The following is an 18,635-nucleotide window of genomic DNA, read 5'->3' as shown; positions in this document are numbered from 1 at the left end:
GCGAAAGTTGCGTGTAAACAGCGCCCATGCCATAAACTCCAATTAGATAACTTGTTGTTTTCTAATAGGAGTCGCACTTCAGGGTAGCGCGCGCCCTGCGTTCGGCAATTGACCGATAATGAGGATTATGTTGTGAGCGACATTATCCGTGCCGCGATTGCAAAGGTGGGACGAATTGAATTGTCGCTGCCGTCGATCTAGCATCGGGTGACTGTTCCGGTCCGGAGTTATATCTGCCGAAACCACCGGCCCCGGCACACCGACCAGCCGCATCAAAGGAAACCTGTCGTGGATCCGTTGCACCGCCTGCCTTCGATGAAATCCCTGATCGCGTTCGATGTCGTGCTCCGTCATCGCAGCTTTTCGCGTGCGGCGCAGGTGCTTGGGATCAGCCAGAGCGGTGTCAGCCGACAGATCGCAAAGCTCGAGACGCATGTCGGCACGGCGCTGTTCATCCGCGATGCCGTCGGTGTCGATCTGACCGAGGCCGGCGAGCGCTATGCCAAGGAAATCTCGCGCGTGGTTGCCGCGCTCAGCGATCTGGGCGGGGCCAAGCAGACGTGGATCGGGCGCGACAGCGTCACGCTGGCCTGTACGCAGGGCGTCGGTGAGTTGTGGCTGCTGTCGCGCCTGCCCGGCCTGCGCGCCGCCTTTCCCGATCTCGAAATCCAGTTGCGCATCTATGAGAGTTTCACGCTGCTGCGGTCTGACGAATACGATCTGGCGATCTCGTTCCACGACGCGCCCCCCGATCTCGAGACGCTGGGCACTCTGGGCCGCGAGGACACGGTGCCGGTGATGGCGCCCTCCTTGCCGCCGCTCGCGGAACAGACGGCGCCGCTTCTGCTGACGATGGAAAAGTCGCTGAGCGGCTGGACCGACTGGAGCAACTGGCTCGATATGGCCGCGCTCGAGTTGCCGGACGCCACGATGCGGTGGAAGCTGGGAAACTACTGCTTGTGCATCGACGCCGCCGCGCGCGGTGTCGGCGTTGCGATGGGGTGGCTCTGGTTGTTGCAGGACGATCTTGCCTCGGGCCGGTTGGTTCTGGCCGATCCAAGGCGGTACCGGGGACCGGGGCGCTATTACCTGACGGTGTCGGATTTTCGCAATCAGAGAAAGACGCCCCGTCGCCTTGCGCAGTGGCTTCTGGAAACGGACCGTCCGTCCTTCGACGCGGCACCGTGACACGGCCCCGCATCGGATATGCCAAAACGGCATAACCCGATGCCAAGATGTCATTGGACCCGGAGTTTAGGCGCCCTTAAGCTTTGGCCATACTCTCATCAGGCCCTTTCCGCGGAGTGCACTGCCGCGATCGCAAGGGCGAGCCTCATAAGGAATTGGAATCATGTCGAACCCGTTCACGCTCAACCGTCGCGGTATGATGGCCGGACTGGCCGGCGTCGGCCTCGTCGGTCTTTCCGGACTTCCGCTCGCGGCACAGCAGACGCCCCAGCGCGGCGGTGTCCTCGTTCTGGGCATCGGAGGCGGCTCGACCACGGATGACGTCGATGTGCGCAAGTTGCAGGACTGGGTGCCGGTCAACCAGGCCTACATGCTGATGAACGGCCTGATCGAGATCGACGCCAACAACGAGGCGATCCCCGAACTGTTTGAAAGCTGGGAGGCCGCCGAGGGCGCTGCCGACTGGCTGTTCAAGGTGCGTCAGGGCGTGACGTTCCATGACGGCAAGACGCTGACCGCCGACGATGTGGTCTACTCGCTCAACCTGCACCGGGGCGACACCACCTCCGCCGCGCGCTCCATCGCGCAGGCGTTCAAGACGGTGGAAAAGGTGTCCGACAGCGAGGTGCGGATCACGCTGGAAGATGGCAATGCCGACCTTCCTTATGTTCTGTCCGACTATCACTTCCTTGTCGTGCCCGACGGGTTCACCGACTGGTCGCGCCCCATCGGCACCGGGCCGTTCGTGTTCGAAAGCTACGAGCCGGGCGTGCGGTCGCGCTTCACGCGCAACGAATCCTACTGGAAACCGGGCTGTGCCAATGTTGACGCGGTCGAGGTGATCGTCATCAACGACATCGCGGCGCGGACCAACGCGCTGATGTCCGGGCAGGTGCATGCGATCAACAGTCTCGATTTCAAGACGGTGGATCTCTTGCGCCGCAATCCCAACCTTCAGATCGTGCAGTCCGAAAGCGGGCAGCATTTCACCTTCCTGATGGATTGCACCCAGGCACCCTTTACCGACAACAACGTGCGGCTGGCGGTGAAATACGCCATCGACCGGCAGCAGCTTCTGGATACCGCGCTGCGCGGCTATGGCCGTCTGGGCAACGATCACCCGATCCCGTCCACCGACCGGTTCTACAACTCCGAACTGCCGCAGCGGCCCTACGATCCCGACAAGGCGAAATTTCATCTGCGCGAGGCCGGGATGGACAATCTGGACATCACGCTGTCCTCGTCGGATGCGGCGTTCTCCGGCGCTGTCGATGCGGCCGCCATCTATCGCACCTCGGCCGCGCCTGCCGACATCGACGTGACGGTCGACCGTCAGCCCACCGACGGCTATTGGGACAACGTCTGGATGAAAAAGCCCTTTGCCATGTCCTATTGGGGCGGGCGGCCGACGGCGGACCAGATGCTGACCATCGCCTATCAATCGACCTCGGCGCAGAACGACACGCATTGGTATCGCGACGATTTCGATGCCCTGCTGATCGAGGCGCGCGGCCTGCTCGATGAGGACAAGCGGCGCGACATCTACTGGACCTTGCAGGAGATGATCCACGAGGATGGCGGCGCGATGATCCCGATGTTCGGCGATTATCTCGACGGTGTCTCGAACGACGTGCAGGGTGTCACACCGCACCCGATGTTCAACCTGATGGGCGCACGGATGGCGGAAAAAGTCTGGTTCAACAGCTGATATGAGCCGGATGATCCTCGGACGACTGGCGCAGGGGCTGGTCACGCTGTGGCTGGTGTCGGTGCTGGTCTTTGTCGGCACGCAATTGCTGCCGGGCGACGTGGCCGCGTCGATCCTCGGGCAGAACGCGACGCCGGAATCGCTTGAAGCGATCCGGCGCGAGCTTGGCCTCAACGATCCGGCACCGCTGCGCTATTTGCAATGGCTGGCCGGGTTCGTGCAGGGCGATCTCGGCATGTCGCTGTCCAACCGCCAGCCGGTGTCCGAACTGCTGTGGCCGCGGTTTTGGAACACGATGGCGCTCGCCGCCTATGCCGCCGCCATCGGGATTCCGCTGGCGACCGGTCTGGGCGTGCTGACGGCGATGCTGCGCGGATCGGTGTTCGACCGGGTGTCCAATATCGGCGCGCTGGCGATGGTGTCCCTGCCGGAATATTTCCTGGGCCTGCTCCTGATCCTGTTCTTCTCGGTGAAATGGAACCTGTTGCCGAGCCTTGCCAATGTCTATCCCGGCATGGGGTTCTGGGCCTGGATCGAGGCGACAACCTTGCCGATGATGGTGCTCTTGCTGGTGACGGCGGCGCAGATCATGCGGATGACGCGCACCGCCGTGCTGTCGGTGATGGATGCGCCCTATATCGAGACTGCTTGGCTCAAGGGGCTGCGCACAGGGCGCGTCGTGCTGCGCCATGCGGCCCCGAACGCGGTCGCGCCGGTCATCAACGTGGTGGCGTTCAACATCGCCTATCTGATCACCGGTGTCGTGCTGGTCGAGGTGGTGTTCAACTATAACGGCCTTGGTCGCTTCATGGTCGACGCGGTGTCCAAGCGCGACCTGCCGATGGTGCAGGCGGCGGCGATGGTGTTCGGCGCGGTCTATGTGCTGTTGAACATGGTCGCCGATATCGGCGCCATCGCCGCCAACCCCCGACTGCGCAAGCCGCGCGAAACGGGGGCATAAGATGCGTCGCCCTACCCTCACCGCATGGATCGGCTTTGTCATCATCGCGGCCTTCGTCTTTGTCTTTTTCTTCGCGCAATGGCTCGCGCCCTACGGGCTGGAAGCCACGGTCGGCGCGCCCTTTGCCGACCCCTCGCCCGAGCACCTGCTCGGGCTTGACCAGAACGGGCGCGATCTGCTCAGCCGGATGCTCTACGGCGCGCAGGTGTCCATCGGCGTCTCGCTTGCGGCGGTGCTGCTGTCCTTCTCCATCGGCATCCCGCTGGGCTTTTTCGCCGCCATTCAGGGCGGCTGGACCGATGTGATCCTGTCGCGCGGGGTCGATACGCTGATGAGCGTGCCGGTCCTGATCTCGGCGCTCGTGGTGCTTCAGGCGCTCGGCTCCTCGATCCCGGTGCTGGTGGTGACCATCGCAGTGCTCGATTCGACGCGCGTGTTCCGCCTGTCGCGGGTGCTGGCGCAGGGCATCAACGTGATGGAGTTCGCCGAGGTCGCGCGGCTGCGCGGCGAAGGCCTGCCCTGGATGATCGGGCGCGAGATATTGCCCAACGTGAAGGGTCCGCTGATGGCCGAATTCGGCCTGCGCTTCTGTTTCAGCTTCCTGTTCGTCGCAGGCCTGTCCTATCTCGGCCTCGGGGTGCAGCCGCCCTATGCCGATTGGGGCGGCATGGTGCGCGACAACCAGCAGGGCATTCTCTACGGCCTTTACACGCCGCTCTGGCCCGCGGGCGCGATCGCGGTGCTGACCATCGGGGTCAACCTGGTGGTGGACTGGCTGCTGGCCGGACAACCCAACCGACAGGCGAACCGATGAGCGATGTCACCGAACACCCGCAAAGCGCGGAACCGATCCTGTCGATCCGCGATCTTGAGGTCTCGGCCCCCGACGGCACGGTGATCGTCGATGGCGTGTCGCTGGAGCTGGCCAAGGGCGAGATTCTGGGCCTGATCGGTGAATCCGGGGCCGGGAAATCGACCATCGGTCTGGCCGGAATGGGATATGGCCGGGGCGGCTGTGCCATCACCGGCGGCACGGTCGAGTTGCTGGGCACCGACCTGATGCGCTCGTCCCGGCGGGTGCGCGAGGATATGCGCGCCGTGCGCATCGCCTATGTCGCCCAAAGCGCGGCAGCGGCCTTCAATCCGGCGATTACGCTGGCCGAGCAGATCATCGAGGCACCGCTGGCGCATGGCCTCATGTCGCGGCAAGCGGCGCGGGACTGGATGTTGTACCTCTTCAAGGCGCTGCAACTGCCCGATCCCGACACGTTCGGCGTGCGCTATCCGCATCAGGTCTCTGGCGGTCAACTGCAACGCGCGATGGTGGCGATGGCGATGGCCTGCAAGCCCGACATTCTGGTGCTGGACGAACCGACCACCGCGCTTGACGTGACCACGCAGATCGAGGTGCTGGCCCTCTTGCGCGACCTGATCCGCAGCGAAGGCACGGCGGCGCTGTATATCACGCATGACCTTGCGGTGATCGCGCAGGTCGCCGACCGGCTGATGGTGCTGCAACACGGCAAGGAGGTCGAAACCGGCGCGACAGAACAGATCCTCGACGCCCCGCGCGAGGACTATACCCGCAAGCTGGTGTCGGAACGGCACAAGTCGCTGATGTCGGCGGGCGTCGATCACGCCGCGTCGGACATGCTGCTGGAGGTGCGCGGGTTGAGCGCGGGCTACGGCAAGCAACTGGTGCTGCGCGACGTGTCCCTGACCCTGCGGCGCGGCGAAACGCTGGCGGTTGTCGGTGAATCCGGGTCCGGCAAATCCACCCTCGCCCGCGTCGTCGCCGGGCTTCTGCCGCCGCGCGAGGGCACGGTCGCGTTCAACGGCACCGGGATCGCCGGCGATTACCGCAAGCGCAGCGCCGACGAATTGCGCCGCATCCAGCTGATCTACCAGTTGCCCGACGTGGCGCTGAACCCCAACCAGACCGTCGCCGAGGCCATTGGCCGCCCGATGCGGCATTTCTTCGGCACGCGCGGACGCGAACGCCGGGCCGAGATCGAGCGCATGCTGGAGCTGACGGGCCTGTCGCCCGATCTCGCCGACCGCCTGCCCGGCGCGCTTTCGGGCGGCCAGAAACAGCGCGTCTGCATCGCCCGTGCGCTGGTGGCGAAACCCGATCTGCTGATCTGTGACGAGGTGACATCGGCGCTCGACCCGTTGGTGGCCGAAGGCATCCTGCGCATCCTGCGCGAATTGCAGGACCGGCTCGATGTGACGTACCTCTTCATCACGCATGATCTGTCGGTGGTGCGCCGCCTCGCGGATCGAACGATGGTCATGCAACATGGCCGCGTCGTCGAGGAGGGGCCGACCGAACAGGTGTTCGAGGCTCCGCGCGAGGAGTATACCCGTCTGCTGGCCGGATCGGTGCCCGAATTGCGGGTCGGCTGGCTGGACGAAGTGCAGGCCCGGCGCGGCCTTGTCAGCAAACCCTGAAACCCGACACCCCTGACCGACCGGAGACCTGTGATGGCCATCGAAGTGATTGAACACGTCTGGATCACTCTGTCCGACGGATGCCGCCTTGGCGCGCGCATCTGGCTGCCCGAGGACGCCCGCACCGCCCCGGTGCCCGCCGTTCTGGAATACATCCCCTACCGCAAGCGCGACGGCACGCGCGCCCGCGATGAACCCATGCACGGCTATTTCGCGCAGCACGGCTATGCCTCGGTGCGCGTCGACATGCGCGGTTCCGGCGAGTCCGATGGTCATATGGCCGACGAATACCTGACCCAGGAACAGGACGATGCATTGGAAGTGCTGGCCTGGATCGCCGCGCAGGACTGGTGCAGCGGCAATATCGGGATGATGGGCAAAAGCTGGGGCGGGTTCAACTGCCTTCAGATCGCCGCCCGCCGCCCGCCGGAACTCAAGGCGGTGATCCCGGTCTATTTCACCGATGACCGCTTCCGCGACGACATTCACTTCATGGGCGGCTGCCTGCTGAATGACAACCTGTGGTGGGGGTCGATCATGCTGGCCTACCAGTCGCGCCCGCTCGACCCCGAGATCGTCGGAGAGAGCTGGCGCGAGGACTGGCTGGCGCGGATCGACGCCCTGCCCTTCTTTCCGGCGATCTGGGCCGCGCATCAGCGCTATGACGCGTTTTGGAAACACGGCTCGGTGCAGGAGGATTACTCCGCCATCACCTGCCCGGTTCTGGCCTTTGGCGGCTGGGCCGACAGCTATACCAATTCGGTGCCGCGGATGCTGGAAAACCTCTCGGTGCCGTGCCGTGGCGTGATCGGGCCGTGGGGGCATGTCTATCCGCATGACGGCGTGCCCGGCCCGGCGATGGGCTGGTTGCAGGAGGCGGTGCGCTGGTGGGATCACTGGCTCAAGGGCATCGACACCGGCGTGATGAATGAACCCAAGCTGCGCGCCTATATCAACGACGCGCTGCCCCCCGACGGCAGCCGCGCCGAGCAGCCCGGTCGCTGGGTGGCCGAGGCCGATTGGCCGTCGCCCGCGATCACCGACAGGCCGCTCTGGCTATCCGCAACCGGGCTGGGCGAGACGCGCGGCACGGGGCAGATGTCGATCCGCTCGCCGCAAAGCCACGGCAAGGCGTCGGGCGAATGGATGGCCGCCGGTGTGCCGGGGGAAATGCCCACCGACCAGCGGCTTGACGATGGCGGATCGCTGAATTTCGACACGGACGTGCTGGAACAGGCGGTCGAGATCCTCGGCCGGCCGCATCTCGATCTGACGCTCACCTCCGACAGCCCGGTGGCCCAGATCGTCCTGCGCCTTTGCGACGTGCTCTCTTCGGGCGAGGTTCTGCGCGTCAGCTATCAGGTGCTCAACCTCACGCATCGCGACGGGCATGAAACCCCGCAAGCGCTGGAGCCGGGCAAGCCGGTGAAGCTGCGCATCGCGCTCAACACCTGTGGCCACCGTTTCGAGCCGGGGCACAAAATCCGCCTGTCCATCGGCACCGCCTATTGGCCGATCGTCTGGCCCGCTCCGCATGCGGCAACGCTGAGCGTGCACATGGCCGAGGCCTGCCTGTCCCTGCCCTGCCGCGCCGGCGGCGAGACGCATGAGATGACCTTTCCCGACCCCGCGCATGGCCCGCTGACGCCAATGACCCAGCTTGACCCCGGTTCGGTCGCGCGGAGATCGACGCAGGATCACGTCACCGGGGAGACGGTTTACATCACCGATGGTGTCGGCGGAGTGTTCGGCGAAGGCGTGCTGCGGTTCGACGAGATCGGCACCGAGATCGCCCATTCGCTGCGCCGCGAATTGCGCATCCGCGACGACGATCCGCTCTCGGCCCGTTCGGTCGTGATCCAGAGCTACGACACCGGGCGCGAGGGCTGGCGCATCCGCACCGAAAGCCATCTCGAAATGTCGTCCACCGAGACGGAGTTCCATATCGAGGGCTGGCTGCGTGTGCTGGAAAACGGCACCGAGCTGCGGCGGCGCGACTGGCGCGAGGTGATCCCGCGTGACTTGATCTGACGCAGGGGCGTGTTCTGCAAAACTAGCGAAGCAACAGGCTCTCAGTAGCGGCTACGTTGCCAGCCCTTGCCACCGCAGTCGATGCAATCCACCTCGATTTCCAATCGGTTGCTGTGGTAATGCCCGTTACCGCCGCAAGTGTAGCATTTCCGACGTTCGCGTGACGGACGGCTGCGGCCATACTCGGCCAGTTCCCGGATCTTCTTAAGGTCGGCCTCCCGCTTGGCAAGAATTCTCGCCTGAGCTTTTTCGTGCCACGCTTTGCGTGCCGCATCCCTGGCGCGATACTCAGGATCGCTTGTCAGCAAGCGAATGTGCGTTTTCAATTGTTCTGCGTGACGGGCCTTCTCCTCTTCGGCCTCCCGCGCAGCGGCGGCGGTTTCCAGGAGGGTCACGAGGTTGGGCACTTGCGGCGTGGTCCGGCTCGGAGAAAATGCACTCAATCGAAGCGGGGAATGTCTGATCTTCGGCGGCGGGTCGTGGTCTGCCTTCGGCGTGTCATGCGCCGATTGTTTCGCGTCGGCGTCCTGTTTCGCTTTCCCGACACCGCGTAGAAATGCAGCCAAGGCTTGGCCTGCCAACGAGCTTCGAAATCCGGCCATGTCATGCTCCTTTCCAGGGCATTATTTGAGACCTATCCGCCAAAACCGGACGACCCCCTATCGCCCGCCTCCGATCCATTGGCGGACCCGCTCCAGTCGCTCGGGCGTGATGCGGGTGAAGGCGTTGTGGTCCGACCAGGGGGCCGCGCCGTGCAGGCCGTTGGTATGCACACCGACAAGCACCGTGTCCTCCGTGGCAAGATAGACCGGCGCGCCGCTTGTTCCGCCAAAGGTGTCGTTCTGGTAAAACCCCTTGAGGTCCCAGAGAACGCGCAGGCTGTCCTCGCTTTTCCACTGCCGTCCCGGTGGAGACTTGTCAGCGGCATAGCCCCGCACGACGGTCTGCGCGCCCTCCTGCTGTGCATCCAGCAGCGCCACACCCATCCAGCCGGTCGCCTCGCCGACCTCGCAATCCAGCTTCAGCGCGCCCAGATCGTAATAACGCGCATCCTCGGGAGACAGCGATTCAGTCCAGCCCGCCAGAACATAGGCTTGCTGCGCACGGCATTCGCCAAACGGGCTGGACCCGGTGTTGCGCGCCGGGATGACCAGGAAATCGCTGTAGGTGCGCCCCGAGATCGTACCACTGTGAATGCAATGCGCCGCGGTCAACACCGTGTCGGGCGACACCATCGTGCCAGAGCACAGGCTTTGCCCGAACCCGCTTTCAAACAGGATTTGAACCACCGCGCGTTCGGGGAACGTGGTGGTGTTGATGACGGCCACCCGTTCGTCCTCGCCGATGACCGAGAAGGGCAGGAACATCTCGGGCGTCACAGAGCGGCCGCCCATCTCATATTCCGAATAGATCGCGCTTGCATCGCCCAGACCGGACAGCGCCTGCGGTGACAGGCGCGTCGCTTCGGCCATGATGCCGGTGCCGGCAAAGGCCGTCAGTGCGACGGGCGCGCCGGCTGTCATGGGTTCGTCGGAGAAATCGAACGTGACCGACGCTTCGGGGTCTCGCACCAGGGGGGCGTCTGCGATGGCGGTGTCGTCAAGGTGCCGCCACTCGCGCGGATCAAGAAGCGCCTCTTGCGTGGCGTCATCAAGCTCGCCGGTTTCCGGCAGGCCAAGCTCGGTCTGGAACTGCCGAAGCGCGGCCTCCCGTTCCTCCAATCCAGCCTCGGTCGCGGGCTGGTCCTTGGGAACGATGCCCGATTGTTCCAGAATGTTGTCGAACAGGGCACTGTCATCAGGGGCTTGAGTTTGGTTTTCGGCCAGCGCGATTGCCCCTTCGAACCCCAGCGCCTCCTTGTCGCGGAACACCCGCAGCCAGGCGCGGTTGAACCAGATCACCGACTGGTCGTAGCCATGCGCCGCCGGGCCGTTCACCAGCTTGCGCACGCGAAGCCTGTCGTGATCGTCCGCCGCCGCGTTGATGTCGCGCGCGCTCCAGTAGGCCAGCGCGGCCGCCAGCCCCTCGCGGGCCTGCCGCGCCATCTCGGGCTGGTCTTCAAGCGGCAGGCCCACCTCTGCCCCGCGCGCGCGAAAATTGGCCCGTCCGGTCAGTTGGATGAACCCCGAACCGCGATAGTTCCAGCCGTCCTGCGTGTCGCGCCCCCGGTTGCCCAGACGCGCGCCATAGACCCAATTCGCGATCTGCTGCGGCTGACGGGCGATCGCACGGGCCTTGGGTTCGGAAATCGTCCGGCGGCTGAACACCCGCATCAGGGTTGCGTAGGAATAGTTCATGTTTTCATCGAGCCGTTTCAGCCCGCCGGTTTCGGTCATGACCTGCGCGATGAAATGCGCCATCCGCAGGCGGGTCGTGATGCCGTGATCCTCGAACACCTCGGACGCATCCACCAGCGCCTGAGCGAACGCATCCTGCGCATTTGGTGAGATGCGCTTTACATCCTCCAGCGTCAGCAAGGCATCCTGCGCCGGTGCGCCGGTCGCAAGACAGGTCGCCGTCACGACTGTCAGGGCGGACGCGATTGATCTGATTTTGCGCAACATGGGTCACCTCGCATAAGCGGTTACTAATAATGCCCCGCCACGGGTCGGGGCGCGCAGGCGATCAGGCGGCGTAGGGAATGGGCCACGCCTGCGGAACCGCGCTGTTCTTGAAATCGGGGCCGGACCCCAGATCGAGCTGTTTCAGTTGCAGGATCTGGCGCACGATTTCCGGCACCATGACGCCCGCGATGTGCCGCCCCAGACAGCTGTGAATGCCGTGGCCGAAGGTGTAGGTGCCGCTGAAATCGCGATGCGGGTCAAACTGCTCGGGATGGGGAAAGGCCTGGGGGTCGAACATCGCGCTGTGTGTCACCGCCAGCACCGTCGCGCCTTTCGGCACGATCCGGGCATGGGCGGTGCCGCCGGAAAGCTCTGTGTCGCGGTGGCAGGTCCGGAAGAAATAGGGAAATGCCGGGTTGAAGCGCAGCGCCTCGAAGACGTAGCCGTCAAAATCCTCTAACCGGCCACCAAGGGCGGCATCGCGGGCTTTTGAGAATAGCGCCGGATCGGACATCAGATGGCGCAGCGCGTTGCAAACCGCGTGCGAGGTCGTCTCGATCGCGCCGATGAGCAAACCGCCGACATTGAAAACCACGTCGCGCGTGTTGAAAGTGACGCCATCGCTGGAGGACAGGCGCAGCAGCCGCGACACCGGATCGTCGCGCCGGCTGCCCAGTTTGACGGCCATGTTGCGCCGCAGCACCAGACGGCCCAGATAGATCGCCATCATCACCGACGCCTTCTTGCGATGCGCGACAACCGCGCCCTGATCCAGCCCGTCGACAACGCTGTCGAAGGGCTGGTTCCAGAATGCGTCCTGCTGGTTCCAATAGGACCAATCAATCAGCTTGTCGGGATCGGAGCGGGTATAGCCGAACCAGTCCTGCACCAGCCGGACCGGAATACCGCGCGTCACGGCGCGCACCAGTTCGATCTCGCCATTGGCCTTGTGCAGGGTTTCGTCGGTTTCATCGCGGATGAAGTTGCGGATCTCGGGCAGATCCTCGACATCCAGCACCGATTTCATGATCGACTTGTGGCGCCAGTGTTCCGCGGTGTCGTCCTGCGCCATGAAGTAATCGCCCTGTTTGGGCTTGTAGAGATCGACACCGAAGGTGGTGGGGCGATCAAGGATCAGGGTGCAATCCACCGCACGGCTCACAAGCGTGACCTCGTTCAGCGCCAGCACCGGCCGGTGTGCGCGCAGTTCGGCGAAGAACGGCAGCGGATCACCGAACAGGAAGCCGCGCGCCAGTTTCCAGCGGGCCTCGGGCGGGGCGGCGTCGATCTGTGCGAGGAAATCTGTCATGGCGTCGCCTCACAATGACTTCATGAATTCGACCAGGGCGCGGCGCTGCTCCTCTGTGAAGCCTTGCGCGCCGTATTCGTGCCCGGCATTGGAATTGCCTTCGATCACGCCAGTCCCGTCGCGTGTCTCAAGCGTGAACCCGCCGCCGGTTGTCACATAGCCCACATTCACCGGGTCGTATTCATGATTGCCGACGGTAAAGCTGGTCGAGCGTTCGGACGCGGGCAGCAGCAATTCATAGAGGTTCGGCACCGAGCCGTTGTGCAGATAGGGCGCCGTGGCCCAGATGCCGTCAAGCGGACGGGCCTTGTAACCAAGGATCAGCACATCCGGCTCCGTCATGCAGCGCATCCTGTCAGCGGCGCGCGGATCGAGCGGCAGCGCCTCGACCACGGGGCGCTTTCGGATGCCGAAAAACGTCGGGATCGCGTCGGCCACGATGTCGCCCTTGGCACCGATCATGGCATTCTTCACCGTCGCGCCCAGCAAGTTGGCCACCGGGGCCGTCGCGCCGATCAGGGTGCCGTTGTTGTCCCTGGTGCCGTTCAGCGGGCCCGACGGCCCTTCCCTGACGAACGCGTTGCAGGCCATCCAGATGTCGGTCAGATCCTGGGCCGACGTGTCGCGGAAGGAGACCATCCGTTCCGTCGGCGCGCCCTCCTGCTGCATGTCGGGCAACAGGTGGCAGTTGGCACAGCGGTCGCGAAACAGGCCTTCCCCCGTCGCGGCAAGGTCCGTGTCGATCTCGGGAAAGACCGCTGGCCAGTCGGGTGCGTCGAGCGTCTGCAACACCTGTTCCAGCCGCATCAGGTTGTTGGTCCGAACCGAGGAGTGATAGCCCTTGAGGGCATCGGACGCACTGGTTTGCGGGATCATCAGAACTTCTCCGAAAACGCCCATCACCTCTCCGGCGTTGCGGCCCAGTGCGCCGTATTCCAGCGTGTCGCCGGGCAGGTTCAGGCGGCTGTTGGAGGCCACGCCGTTCCATTGCACCCGATCCTGCCGCCAGATGTCCCAGATGAACGGATAGCTGACAGGCGCATTCGCCGGATTTCCGTCTTGAACATCCGCGCCCGCAAACATCAGGATCTTGTTGAAGATGTGCCCGACGGCATCAAGCCGCCCGTATCCGTAGCGCACGGGCGTTTCGTTCATCGCATCGGTCTTGCGCTGCCATTCGAGCAGGTCGTCATAGGCCGATGCCAGCAGGGCGCGGTTGGCTGCGGTATCCTTGCCCTCCAGAACGGCGGCATTGAAACGCTCCCATTTGCCGGTCTCCGAGCGCGTGGTTTCCAGCGCCTGATCCAGGGCTTCGATGAAAGACTGGAAATCCAGCAGGCTGGGGCCGCCATCAACGATCATATCGCGGCCCTCATAGCTGATCCGCGCGGTGTGGCAGGCGGCGCAATTCAGGCCGATCCAACGCTCGGCTGTCGTCTCTCCGCCCTGCTGGCCCTCGTACCATCGCAGGCCGGAATTGACGAATATCGCATCGGCCTGGGAATCTATGGCAAAGCCGACGGGGCGATCGGTGTCGGACCCCGCAGGCGGAGCGACAAAGCCGAACGAGGTCAGGTAGGACACATCGCTGAACGGCTCTGCACTGTCGGCGCGTTCCAAAGCCGTAAACCAGTCTTCCGGCATCAGCCGCGATCCTTGCGTGGCCCAGTACCAGTCGAACCTGTTCTTTTCGGTCCAGCCCTGCGCTACGGTCTCGTCGCCTTGCGCATCGCGCAGGCAGGATGCCGTGGCCAGCATCCCGCACAGCGCGACGATCACAAAAGCGGGGCGGCGGGTGAGATGTCTTGCGAAATGTGTCATCTTCGGTCCCTGTCAGATTGGTGCTACAAAAAGTCTGCTGAATTGCCTTGGCATGCCCGTCGGGGCGCTATGAGGAGCGCCTGTGTCATTCGGGAATTGATTGAATTTTTAAAAGCGACGCGAGCAGCGCGTCGTTGCTGCGACTTGGAATATATTGCTCGACAAGCGTCCAGATGACGCTGTCGCGAAAGAGCTGTGCCAGCGCCTGATCGACCCGTTCGCGCAGGGCAAGATTGTCTTTGGCCATGGCAATCGCATAAGGCTCGTAGGTCAGGCCACGGGTGCCGATGATATGGCTTTCGGCCAGCTCCGGCATGTCCTGCAACATGTTTTGCAGGATCTCGCGGTCGGCGATATAGCTGTCGATCTCGCCTGCGGCCAAGGCTGCGGCGGCGGCCTCGTGGCTGTCCATGTCCTGCAATTCAACGTGTATGCGCCGCATGGTGAACAGGTCGTCGTCCATGAGGTATTCATGCGCCGTCGTGTTCGAAAGATAACCGACCGACAGGCTTTTGCGGTTGGGCGCGATCCCTTTCAGCAATGTGCGCGGAAACAGGAAGGCCGTATCGGTCACGAAGGTGATCAGCGAAAAGCCAAGCGTTTCGCGCCGGCGCATTGTCACCGTGGTTGCCCCGCAGAGCATGTCGCATGTGCCCGCCAGAAGCACGTCGAACCGCGTCTCGACGGTGACCGGAACAAAGGTGACAGTCTCGCCCATCTGCTTGGCAACGAGTTTGCAAAGATCAACGCTATAACCCCGGAACGTGCCGTCATCGCCCCGTTCGGAAAACGGCGCGGCGTCTTCGCGCACGCAGATCGGCAGATCGGCGGTGGCCGGTGGCGCAAAGGCCGCGCAAAGCGCAAGGGCAAGCCACCGTCCTAGCATGACCCGCAACCGGGTATGGCATCACAACTGATCGCCCAGTTGCAGCACGATCCGCAGCAGCACCATTGTTGTTGCGGCACACCGTCTTGCAACGGAGCCATCTGTGCCACAACGATATTTTCGCATTGCGGCGGTTCATCCACGTCGACGATGGGTGTGAATGCCGTGAACCCCGCCACCGCAATCATTTGCAAATCCACGAGTAATTCGAGAAGACCAGTCATATCGGACATACCCCCGCTGTGTCGTCATTGATTTGAAGCTGCACGTCGGTGAAAAACAGAACCGCCATGATCAAATGCGCGAAATGGCGTGCGGTCACTTCCTTTGAAACGCGCAGGCGTGACTCGCTCCATGTGATGATTTGCGCATCCTGCAAAAGAAACCGCTCCAGAGTATCGCGCCATCCGAAATACTCCGGGTAATCGCAAATCCGTTCGATGAAGCCGTTGCTCAGATGCCGCCTGCCCTCAAAGCCCCAGTTCTGATATTTGTTGAGATACCAGTTTTCCATTTCCACCACGTCAAGGACGATGGGTTCGGGAAACACCGGATAAAGATGCACGCGAATATCCGTCGCCCTTTCGGGTCTGCGGTCATCGCCGCAGAAAATCTTGAGGTCGATGTCCTGGTAAAGCGGCACTTCGGCGAATGTGACGCTGGGCGACAGCCCCCTGGCGGGGCGGTACATGCGGAAATGATAGGCCGCGCTCGGGTCTGTGTTGCTCCATTGCAGGCGCGGTTCTTCCAGCGCGACATCAAGCGGGTCGAGCCCCGCATCGCGCGCCGGGATCAGCTGGTTGCCCGCAGTCGTTCCGTTGCGAAAACACGCAAGCCGCGTCACCATATGATCGGCGCGGTTTTCCAGCAATTGCAGCGCCTGCACCGTGATGTCCGTGACCCCCGGTTCAACCGCGGCCCACCACAATTGCGCGAAGGTTTCGGCGGCAATCGTCTGCGTGACCACCTTCATCGGCCGCCAGCGCACGGTGCGGTCAGGTGCGCCGTCGGGCGGCACGACGCAGAATGTATAGCGCACCGGCGTGCGATATTCCGATCCGTCGTTTGGCGCATACGCATCAAACTGCCGGATATAGCGATAAAGCTTCGCGCTTTGCGGCACGCAGGCCGGGTCGTCCTCCAGCGATTGCGGTTCTCTTGCGCTGAACATGAAGGGCGCGCCGCCGTCCCGCGCGAAGATCGCCGCGCGGCGCTGGTTCTGCTTGAAGGCCAGATATTCCTTGTAGGTCGCTTCCAGCGCGGCGACATCTGTCGTGCGCAAATAGGAATACCACGCCGTCAGGACCGGCCAGGCATCGCTCGAGGTGTTCAGCGGCGGCAGGTTTTCACCGGGGTTGCAATACGCGCTGTCATTCGGACCGCAGAGCTTGTGAATGAACGTGCCCTCGGCAAAGACATAGCCCACATCGGGCGACACCGGCGCAACCGCGCGCCGGTCGATCAGGACGAGCATGCCGTATTCGGCCTGAAACACGGTCCAGACCTTGTCCTCACCGGCATTGTCGGGGATCGTCAGATCGCGCAGCGGACGCAGGATCAGGCCCATCGGGAAGTAATGGCTTTTTTGCAGCCTGCCTTCGGTGCAATCCAGCCAGCGCGCAGGGCCGGTCGTGATCGTGACCCAGTAATCCGCAATCTCGCCCAACTCGTTCGAGGGCGGCTCCATGACACTCGCCTGCAAGCCGGGAACAGCGTCGGGATAGCGCCGCTGGATCGCCTCTCGCAAAAGCTCCGTGCACACGTCGTCCTGCTTGAGATCCTGCACGAACACGGCCAGTTCCTGTTCGCGCCGGTCGCGCGCGATATCGCGGCGCAAGCTTGACAGTTTTTCGTAAAACACGTCCGAGGCCAGCGCCTCGTAGCGCCGCACGAACCCGGTGCCCGGATCGGGGTCGGCCCCCGCGACCAGCCCGATGATCATGCCATTGGCGATGACCGGCCCGCCGCTCATGCCCTGCGTCGTCTCGGTGCCGATGTCGAAATGGCCCCTGTCATCCAGCGCGGTGTTGGCGACCGTGCCGGTTCTGATGGTGAGCGTCGTGATACCCTTGGGAAAGCCGATCGCCTGGGCGGTGCTGCCCAGAAAGGAGTCTACTGACGGGGCAATATCGGCGGCCTTGAAATCATCAGAGGACACGGGATTGAATTGCAGGACCGCATAATCGAATTCATCCGCCCGATACCGGATAACCAATTCGCGACTTGGGGGTTCATCCGCACGACCGATCAGACCGGCACAGGTGCTGTCCTCCGGCACGACATGTTTCGCCGTCAGCACATGCCCGGATTCGGAAAAGATATATCCACTGCCCTGCGATTGCGTACCAGACGCATCGGTGCACGCGATAAATACGATGGATTGCGACGGATCAACTTGGCCATTCGCAAAAGAGCCAACGCATAACATCCAAGCGCACGTAAGCACGCGCCAAAAAAGCCCTTTGTCCATGATAAATCGCCCTGAAAGAAACTGGTGCGAAATTAGCTAAATCAAAAAGTAATATGTTAAATTTAGCACAAATGTACCTTTTCTGTCAAAAGTCTTTTTGGACAGGTCAAGGCAGGGGTGTCGTCAAACTCCCGGTCGGCAAGGCAATCGCGTCACGCCCCCAGGCCGTCGAGAACAGCCTTGGTCTGTGGCAGCCGCGCAAGGGAATTGGCGATATGTTCGCGCCAGCGCGGTCCGACGGCACGGGCGGTTGCATAGGCTCTCAACAGGTCATCGGGCCGGTCCTCGGCCAACGCGTCGATCAGGAAGGCGGCCTGTTCGCGGTCTTTCGCGGATTTGAGACTGCCTGCGCCGTCGCGCCGTCGATCCGCAATGATCAGCTTGTGGATCGCATATCGCTCCGGGCGCGGCACCTGCACCAATATGCCCGATCTGTAAATGGCCGCCGCATGGATCGGCTCGGCAATGAGGAAGTTGAGATAGTTCAGCCCCAGCGCGCTTACGCCCAAGGCCGGCAAGTCGCGCAGGCTCTCATTGCCGAAGGCCGGCGTCAGGAACTCCACAAGCTGACCGCTGCCACCCTGCGCCCACCGCCACGTCCGGCCCCTGTCGAGGGCAGGCAGGGGGTCGAACTTCAACGCCGTGAAGGTCTCCGCCAGACCGGGATCGACCTGATCCTCCAGCGCAATGCTCAACTTCTCGAACTGCGCGATGTCGATATCGCCGGTATTGGCCATCCCGCCAAGCGGCAGGCGAAGACCCAATTCGCCTTCGTAGAGCCGAAACGCATTGGTCCCGACGATGGTGCCACCCAGCCGGAAGGCTCCCGACCGTGCCATCGCGGACAGGATCGAACCGGTGGCGCGGTCGGTCGGGGTCATGCCCTCGGCGCGCAGCAGGCGGACAAGGCGCGACCGCTCGGCCTGCCGTTCCTTGGCGGTTGCGCGCAATTCCTCGATCCGCTCGATCCGCCCGCGCGTGTCCTCGTTGTCTTCGCCCAGATAGATGAACCGCATCTGCGTGCCAACGCGGCGCGGCGCGTACCAATAGGCCTTGTCGCCGCGCTGTTTCAGCATCGGCTTGCCGGGAACTGCCGACAGCGCGTCATCCTTCAACAGCCGCACCAGATCGGTATAAGCGCTCATCGCGATGCTGCTGAGTGGGGTCATGCCAATCACTTTCAGGTTTTGCTTGGCATACTTATACCAATCAAAACTCTAAATTGCTAGGCATGAGTGGACCCCCC

General features: G+C 63.2%; 14 protein-coding genes. 6 read left to right on the top strand and 8 right to left on the bottom strand.

Annotated elements, in window-relative coordinates:
* Nucleotides 1-288 precede the first annotated feature (288 nt).
* The 6 genes from ACGKZZ_RS14815 (at nucleotide 289) to ACGKZZ_RS14790 (ending at nucleotide 8,339) form a co-directional block, all read left to right on the top strand.
* Nucleotides 289-1,188: a LysR family transcriptional regulator gene (locus tag ACGKZZ_RS14815; protein WP_411224362.1), complete on the top strand. Its 900-nt coding sequence runs from the start codon at nucleotides 289-291 to the stop codon at nucleotides 1,186-1,188.
* Nucleotides 1,189-1,351: 163 nt separating this feature from the next.
* Nucleotides 1,352-2,896 carry an ABC transporter substrate-binding protein gene (locus ACGKZZ_RS14810; protein WP_411224361.1) on the top strand — a complete coding sequence of 515 codons (1,545 nt, stop codon included), beginning with the start codon at nucleotides 1,352-1,354 and terminating at the stop codon, nucleotides 2,894-2,896.
* A gap of 1 nt (nucleotide 2,897) precedes the next feature.
* Nucleotides 2,898-3,857, top strand: coding sequence for an ABC transporter permease (locus ACGKZZ_RS14805; RefSeq protein WP_411224360.1), 960 nt, complete (start codon nucleotides 2,898-2,900; stop codon nucleotides 3,855-3,857).
* Between the two features lies 1 nt (nucleotide 3,858).
* Nucleotides 3,859-4,671, top strand: a complete 813-nt coding sequence (locus tag ACGKZZ_RS14800; protein WP_411224359.1) for an ABC transporter permease — start codon at nucleotides 3,859-3,861, stop codon at nucleotides 4,669-4,671.
* The gene (locus tag ACGKZZ_RS14795) at nucleotides 4,668-6,308 is read left to right on the top strand and encodes an ABC transporter ATP-binding protein (protein WP_411224358.1); all 1,641 of its coding nucleotides are present in this window, start codon (nucleotides 4,668-4,670) and stop codon (nucleotides 6,306-6,308) included. The genes ACGKZZ_RS14800 and ACGKZZ_RS14795 overlap by 4 nt, the downstream gene beginning before the upstream one ends.
* A 33-nt stretch (nucleotides 6,309-6,341) precedes the next feature.
* On the top strand, nucleotides 6,342-8,339 hold the full coding sequence (locus ACGKZZ_RS14790; protein WP_411224357.1) for a CocE/NonD family hydrolase: 1,998 nt from the start codon (nucleotides 6,342-6,344) through the stop codon (nucleotides 8,337-8,339).
* Nucleotides 8,340-8,380: 41 nt separating this feature from the next.
* Here the strand turns inward: ACGKZZ_RS14790 and ACGKZZ_RS14785 are convergent, their stop codons facing one another.
* From ACGKZZ_RS14785 to ACGKZZ_RS14750, 8 genes are all read right to left on the bottom strand, one after another.
* The gene (locus ACGKZZ_RS14785; protein WP_411224356.1) at nucleotides 8,381-8,941 is read right to left on the bottom strand and encodes a hypothetical protein; all 561 of its coding nucleotides are present in this window, start codon (nucleotides 8,939-8,941) and stop codon (nucleotides 8,381-8,383) included.
* A gap of 57 nt (nucleotides 8,942-8,998) precedes the next feature.
* Nucleotides 8,999-10,903: a trypsin-like serine protease gene (locus ACGKZZ_RS14780; RefSeq protein WP_411224355.1), complete on the bottom strand. Its 1,905-nt coding sequence runs from the start codon at nucleotides 10,901-10,903 to the stop codon at nucleotides 8,999-9,001.
* Between the two features lie 61 nt (nucleotides 10,904-10,964).
* The gene (locus ACGKZZ_RS14775; RefSeq protein WP_411224354.1) at nucleotides 10,965-12,212 is read right to left on the bottom strand and encodes a cytochrome P450; all 1,248 of its coding nucleotides are present in this window, start codon (nucleotides 12,210-12,212) and stop codon (nucleotides 10,965-10,967) included.
* Nucleotides 12,213-12,221: 9 nt separating this feature from the next.
* Nucleotides 12,222-14,033 (bottom strand): di-heme-cytochrome C peroxidase, encoded by a 1,812-nt coding sequence (locus ACGKZZ_RS14770; protein WP_411224353.1) that lies wholly within the window; start codon nucleotides 14,031-14,033, stop codon nucleotides 12,222-12,224.
* An 85-nt stretch (nucleotides 14,034-14,118) separates the two neighbouring features.
* Nucleotides 14,119-14,919 carry a transporter substrate-binding domain-containing protein gene (locus ACGKZZ_RS14765; protein ID WP_411224352.1) on the bottom strand — a complete coding sequence of 267 codons (801 nt, stop codon included), beginning with the start codon at nucleotides 14,917-14,919 and terminating at the stop codon, nucleotides 14,119-14,121.
* Complete coding sequence (locus tag ACGKZZ_RS14760) at nucleotides 14,913-15,152, bottom strand: hypothetical protein (RefSeq protein WP_411224351.1); 240 nt, start codon at nucleotides 15,150-15,152, stop codon at nucleotides 14,913-14,915. The genes ACGKZZ_RS14765 and ACGKZZ_RS14760 overlap by 7 nt, the downstream gene beginning before the upstream one ends.
* Nucleotides 15,140-17,347 carry a serine protease gene (locus tag ACGKZZ_RS14755; RefSeq protein WP_411224350.1) on the bottom strand — a complete coding sequence of 736 codons (2,208 nt, stop codon included), beginning with the start codon at nucleotides 17,345-17,347 and terminating at the stop codon, nucleotides 15,140-15,142. The genes ACGKZZ_RS14760 and ACGKZZ_RS14755 overlap by 13 nt, the downstream gene beginning before the upstream one ends.
* Nucleotides 17,348-17,541: 194 nt before the next feature.
* A complete protein-coding gene (locus ACGKZZ_RS14750) occupies nucleotides 17,542-18,558 on the bottom strand; it encodes a GSU2403 family nucleotidyltransferase fold protein (protein WP_411224349.1) in 1,017 nt (338 codons plus the stop codon).
* Nucleotides 18,559-18,635: the final 77 nt, after the last annotated feature.

The organism is Marivita sp. S2033, from assembly GCF_046592965.1.
Taxonomy (GTDB): domain Bacteria; phylum Pseudomonadota; class Alphaproteobacteria; order Rhodobacterales; family Rhodobacteraceae; genus Marivita.
This window is presented reverse-complemented; position numbering and strand designations above follow the sequence as displayed.

Coding starts and splice junctions, on each gene's coding strand:
- ACGKZZ_RS14775 (WP_411224354.1), bottom strand. CDS start 12,212: ATGACAGATTTCCTCGCACAGATCGACGCCGCCCCGCCCGAGGCCCGC.
- ACGKZZ_RS14765 (WP_411224352.1), bottom strand. CDS start 14,919: ATGCTAGGACGGTGGCTTGCCCTTGCGCTTTGCGCGGCCTTTGCGCCA.
- ACGKZZ_RS14750 (WP_411224349.1), bottom strand. CDS start 18,558: ATGACCCCACTCAGCAGCATCGCGATGAGCGCTTATACCGATCTGGTG.
- ACGKZZ_RS14805 (WP_411224360.1), top strand. CDS start 2,898: ATGAGCCGGATGATCCTCGGACGACTGGCGCAGGGGCTGGTCACGCTG.
- ACGKZZ_RS14755 (WP_411224350.1), bottom strand. CDS start 17,347: ATGTTATGCGTTGGCTCTTTTGCGAATGGCCAAGTTGATCCGTCGCAA.
- ACGKZZ_RS14795 (WP_411224358.1), top strand. CDS start 4,668: ATGAGCGATGTCACCGAACACCCGCAAAGCGCGGAACCGATCCTGTCG.
- ACGKZZ_RS14780 (WP_411224355.1), bottom strand. CDS start 10,903: ATGTTGCGCAAAATCAGATCAATCGCGTCCGCCCTGACAGTCGTGACG.
- ACGKZZ_RS14790 (WP_411224357.1), top strand. CDS start 6,342: ATGGCCATCGAAGTGATTGAACACGTCTGGATCACTCTGTCCGACGGA.
- ACGKZZ_RS14760 (WP_411224351.1), bottom strand. CDS start 15,152: ATGTCCGATATGACTGGTCTTCTCGAATTACTCGTGGATTTGCAAATG.
- ACGKZZ_RS14785 (WP_411224356.1), bottom strand. CDS start 8,941: ATGGCCGGATTTCGAAGCTCGTTGGCAGGCCAAGCCTTGGCTGCATTT.
- ACGKZZ_RS14800 (WP_411224359.1), top strand. CDS start 3,859: ATGCGTCGCCCTACCCTCACCGCATGGATCGGCTTTGTCATCATCGCG.
- ACGKZZ_RS14770 (WP_411224353.1), bottom strand. CDS start 14,033: ATGACACATTTCGCAAGACATCTCACCCGCCGCCCCGCTTTTGTGATC.
- ACGKZZ_RS14810 (WP_411224361.1), top strand. CDS start 1,352: ATGTCGAACCCGTTCACGCTCAACCGTCGCGGTATGATGGCCGGACTG.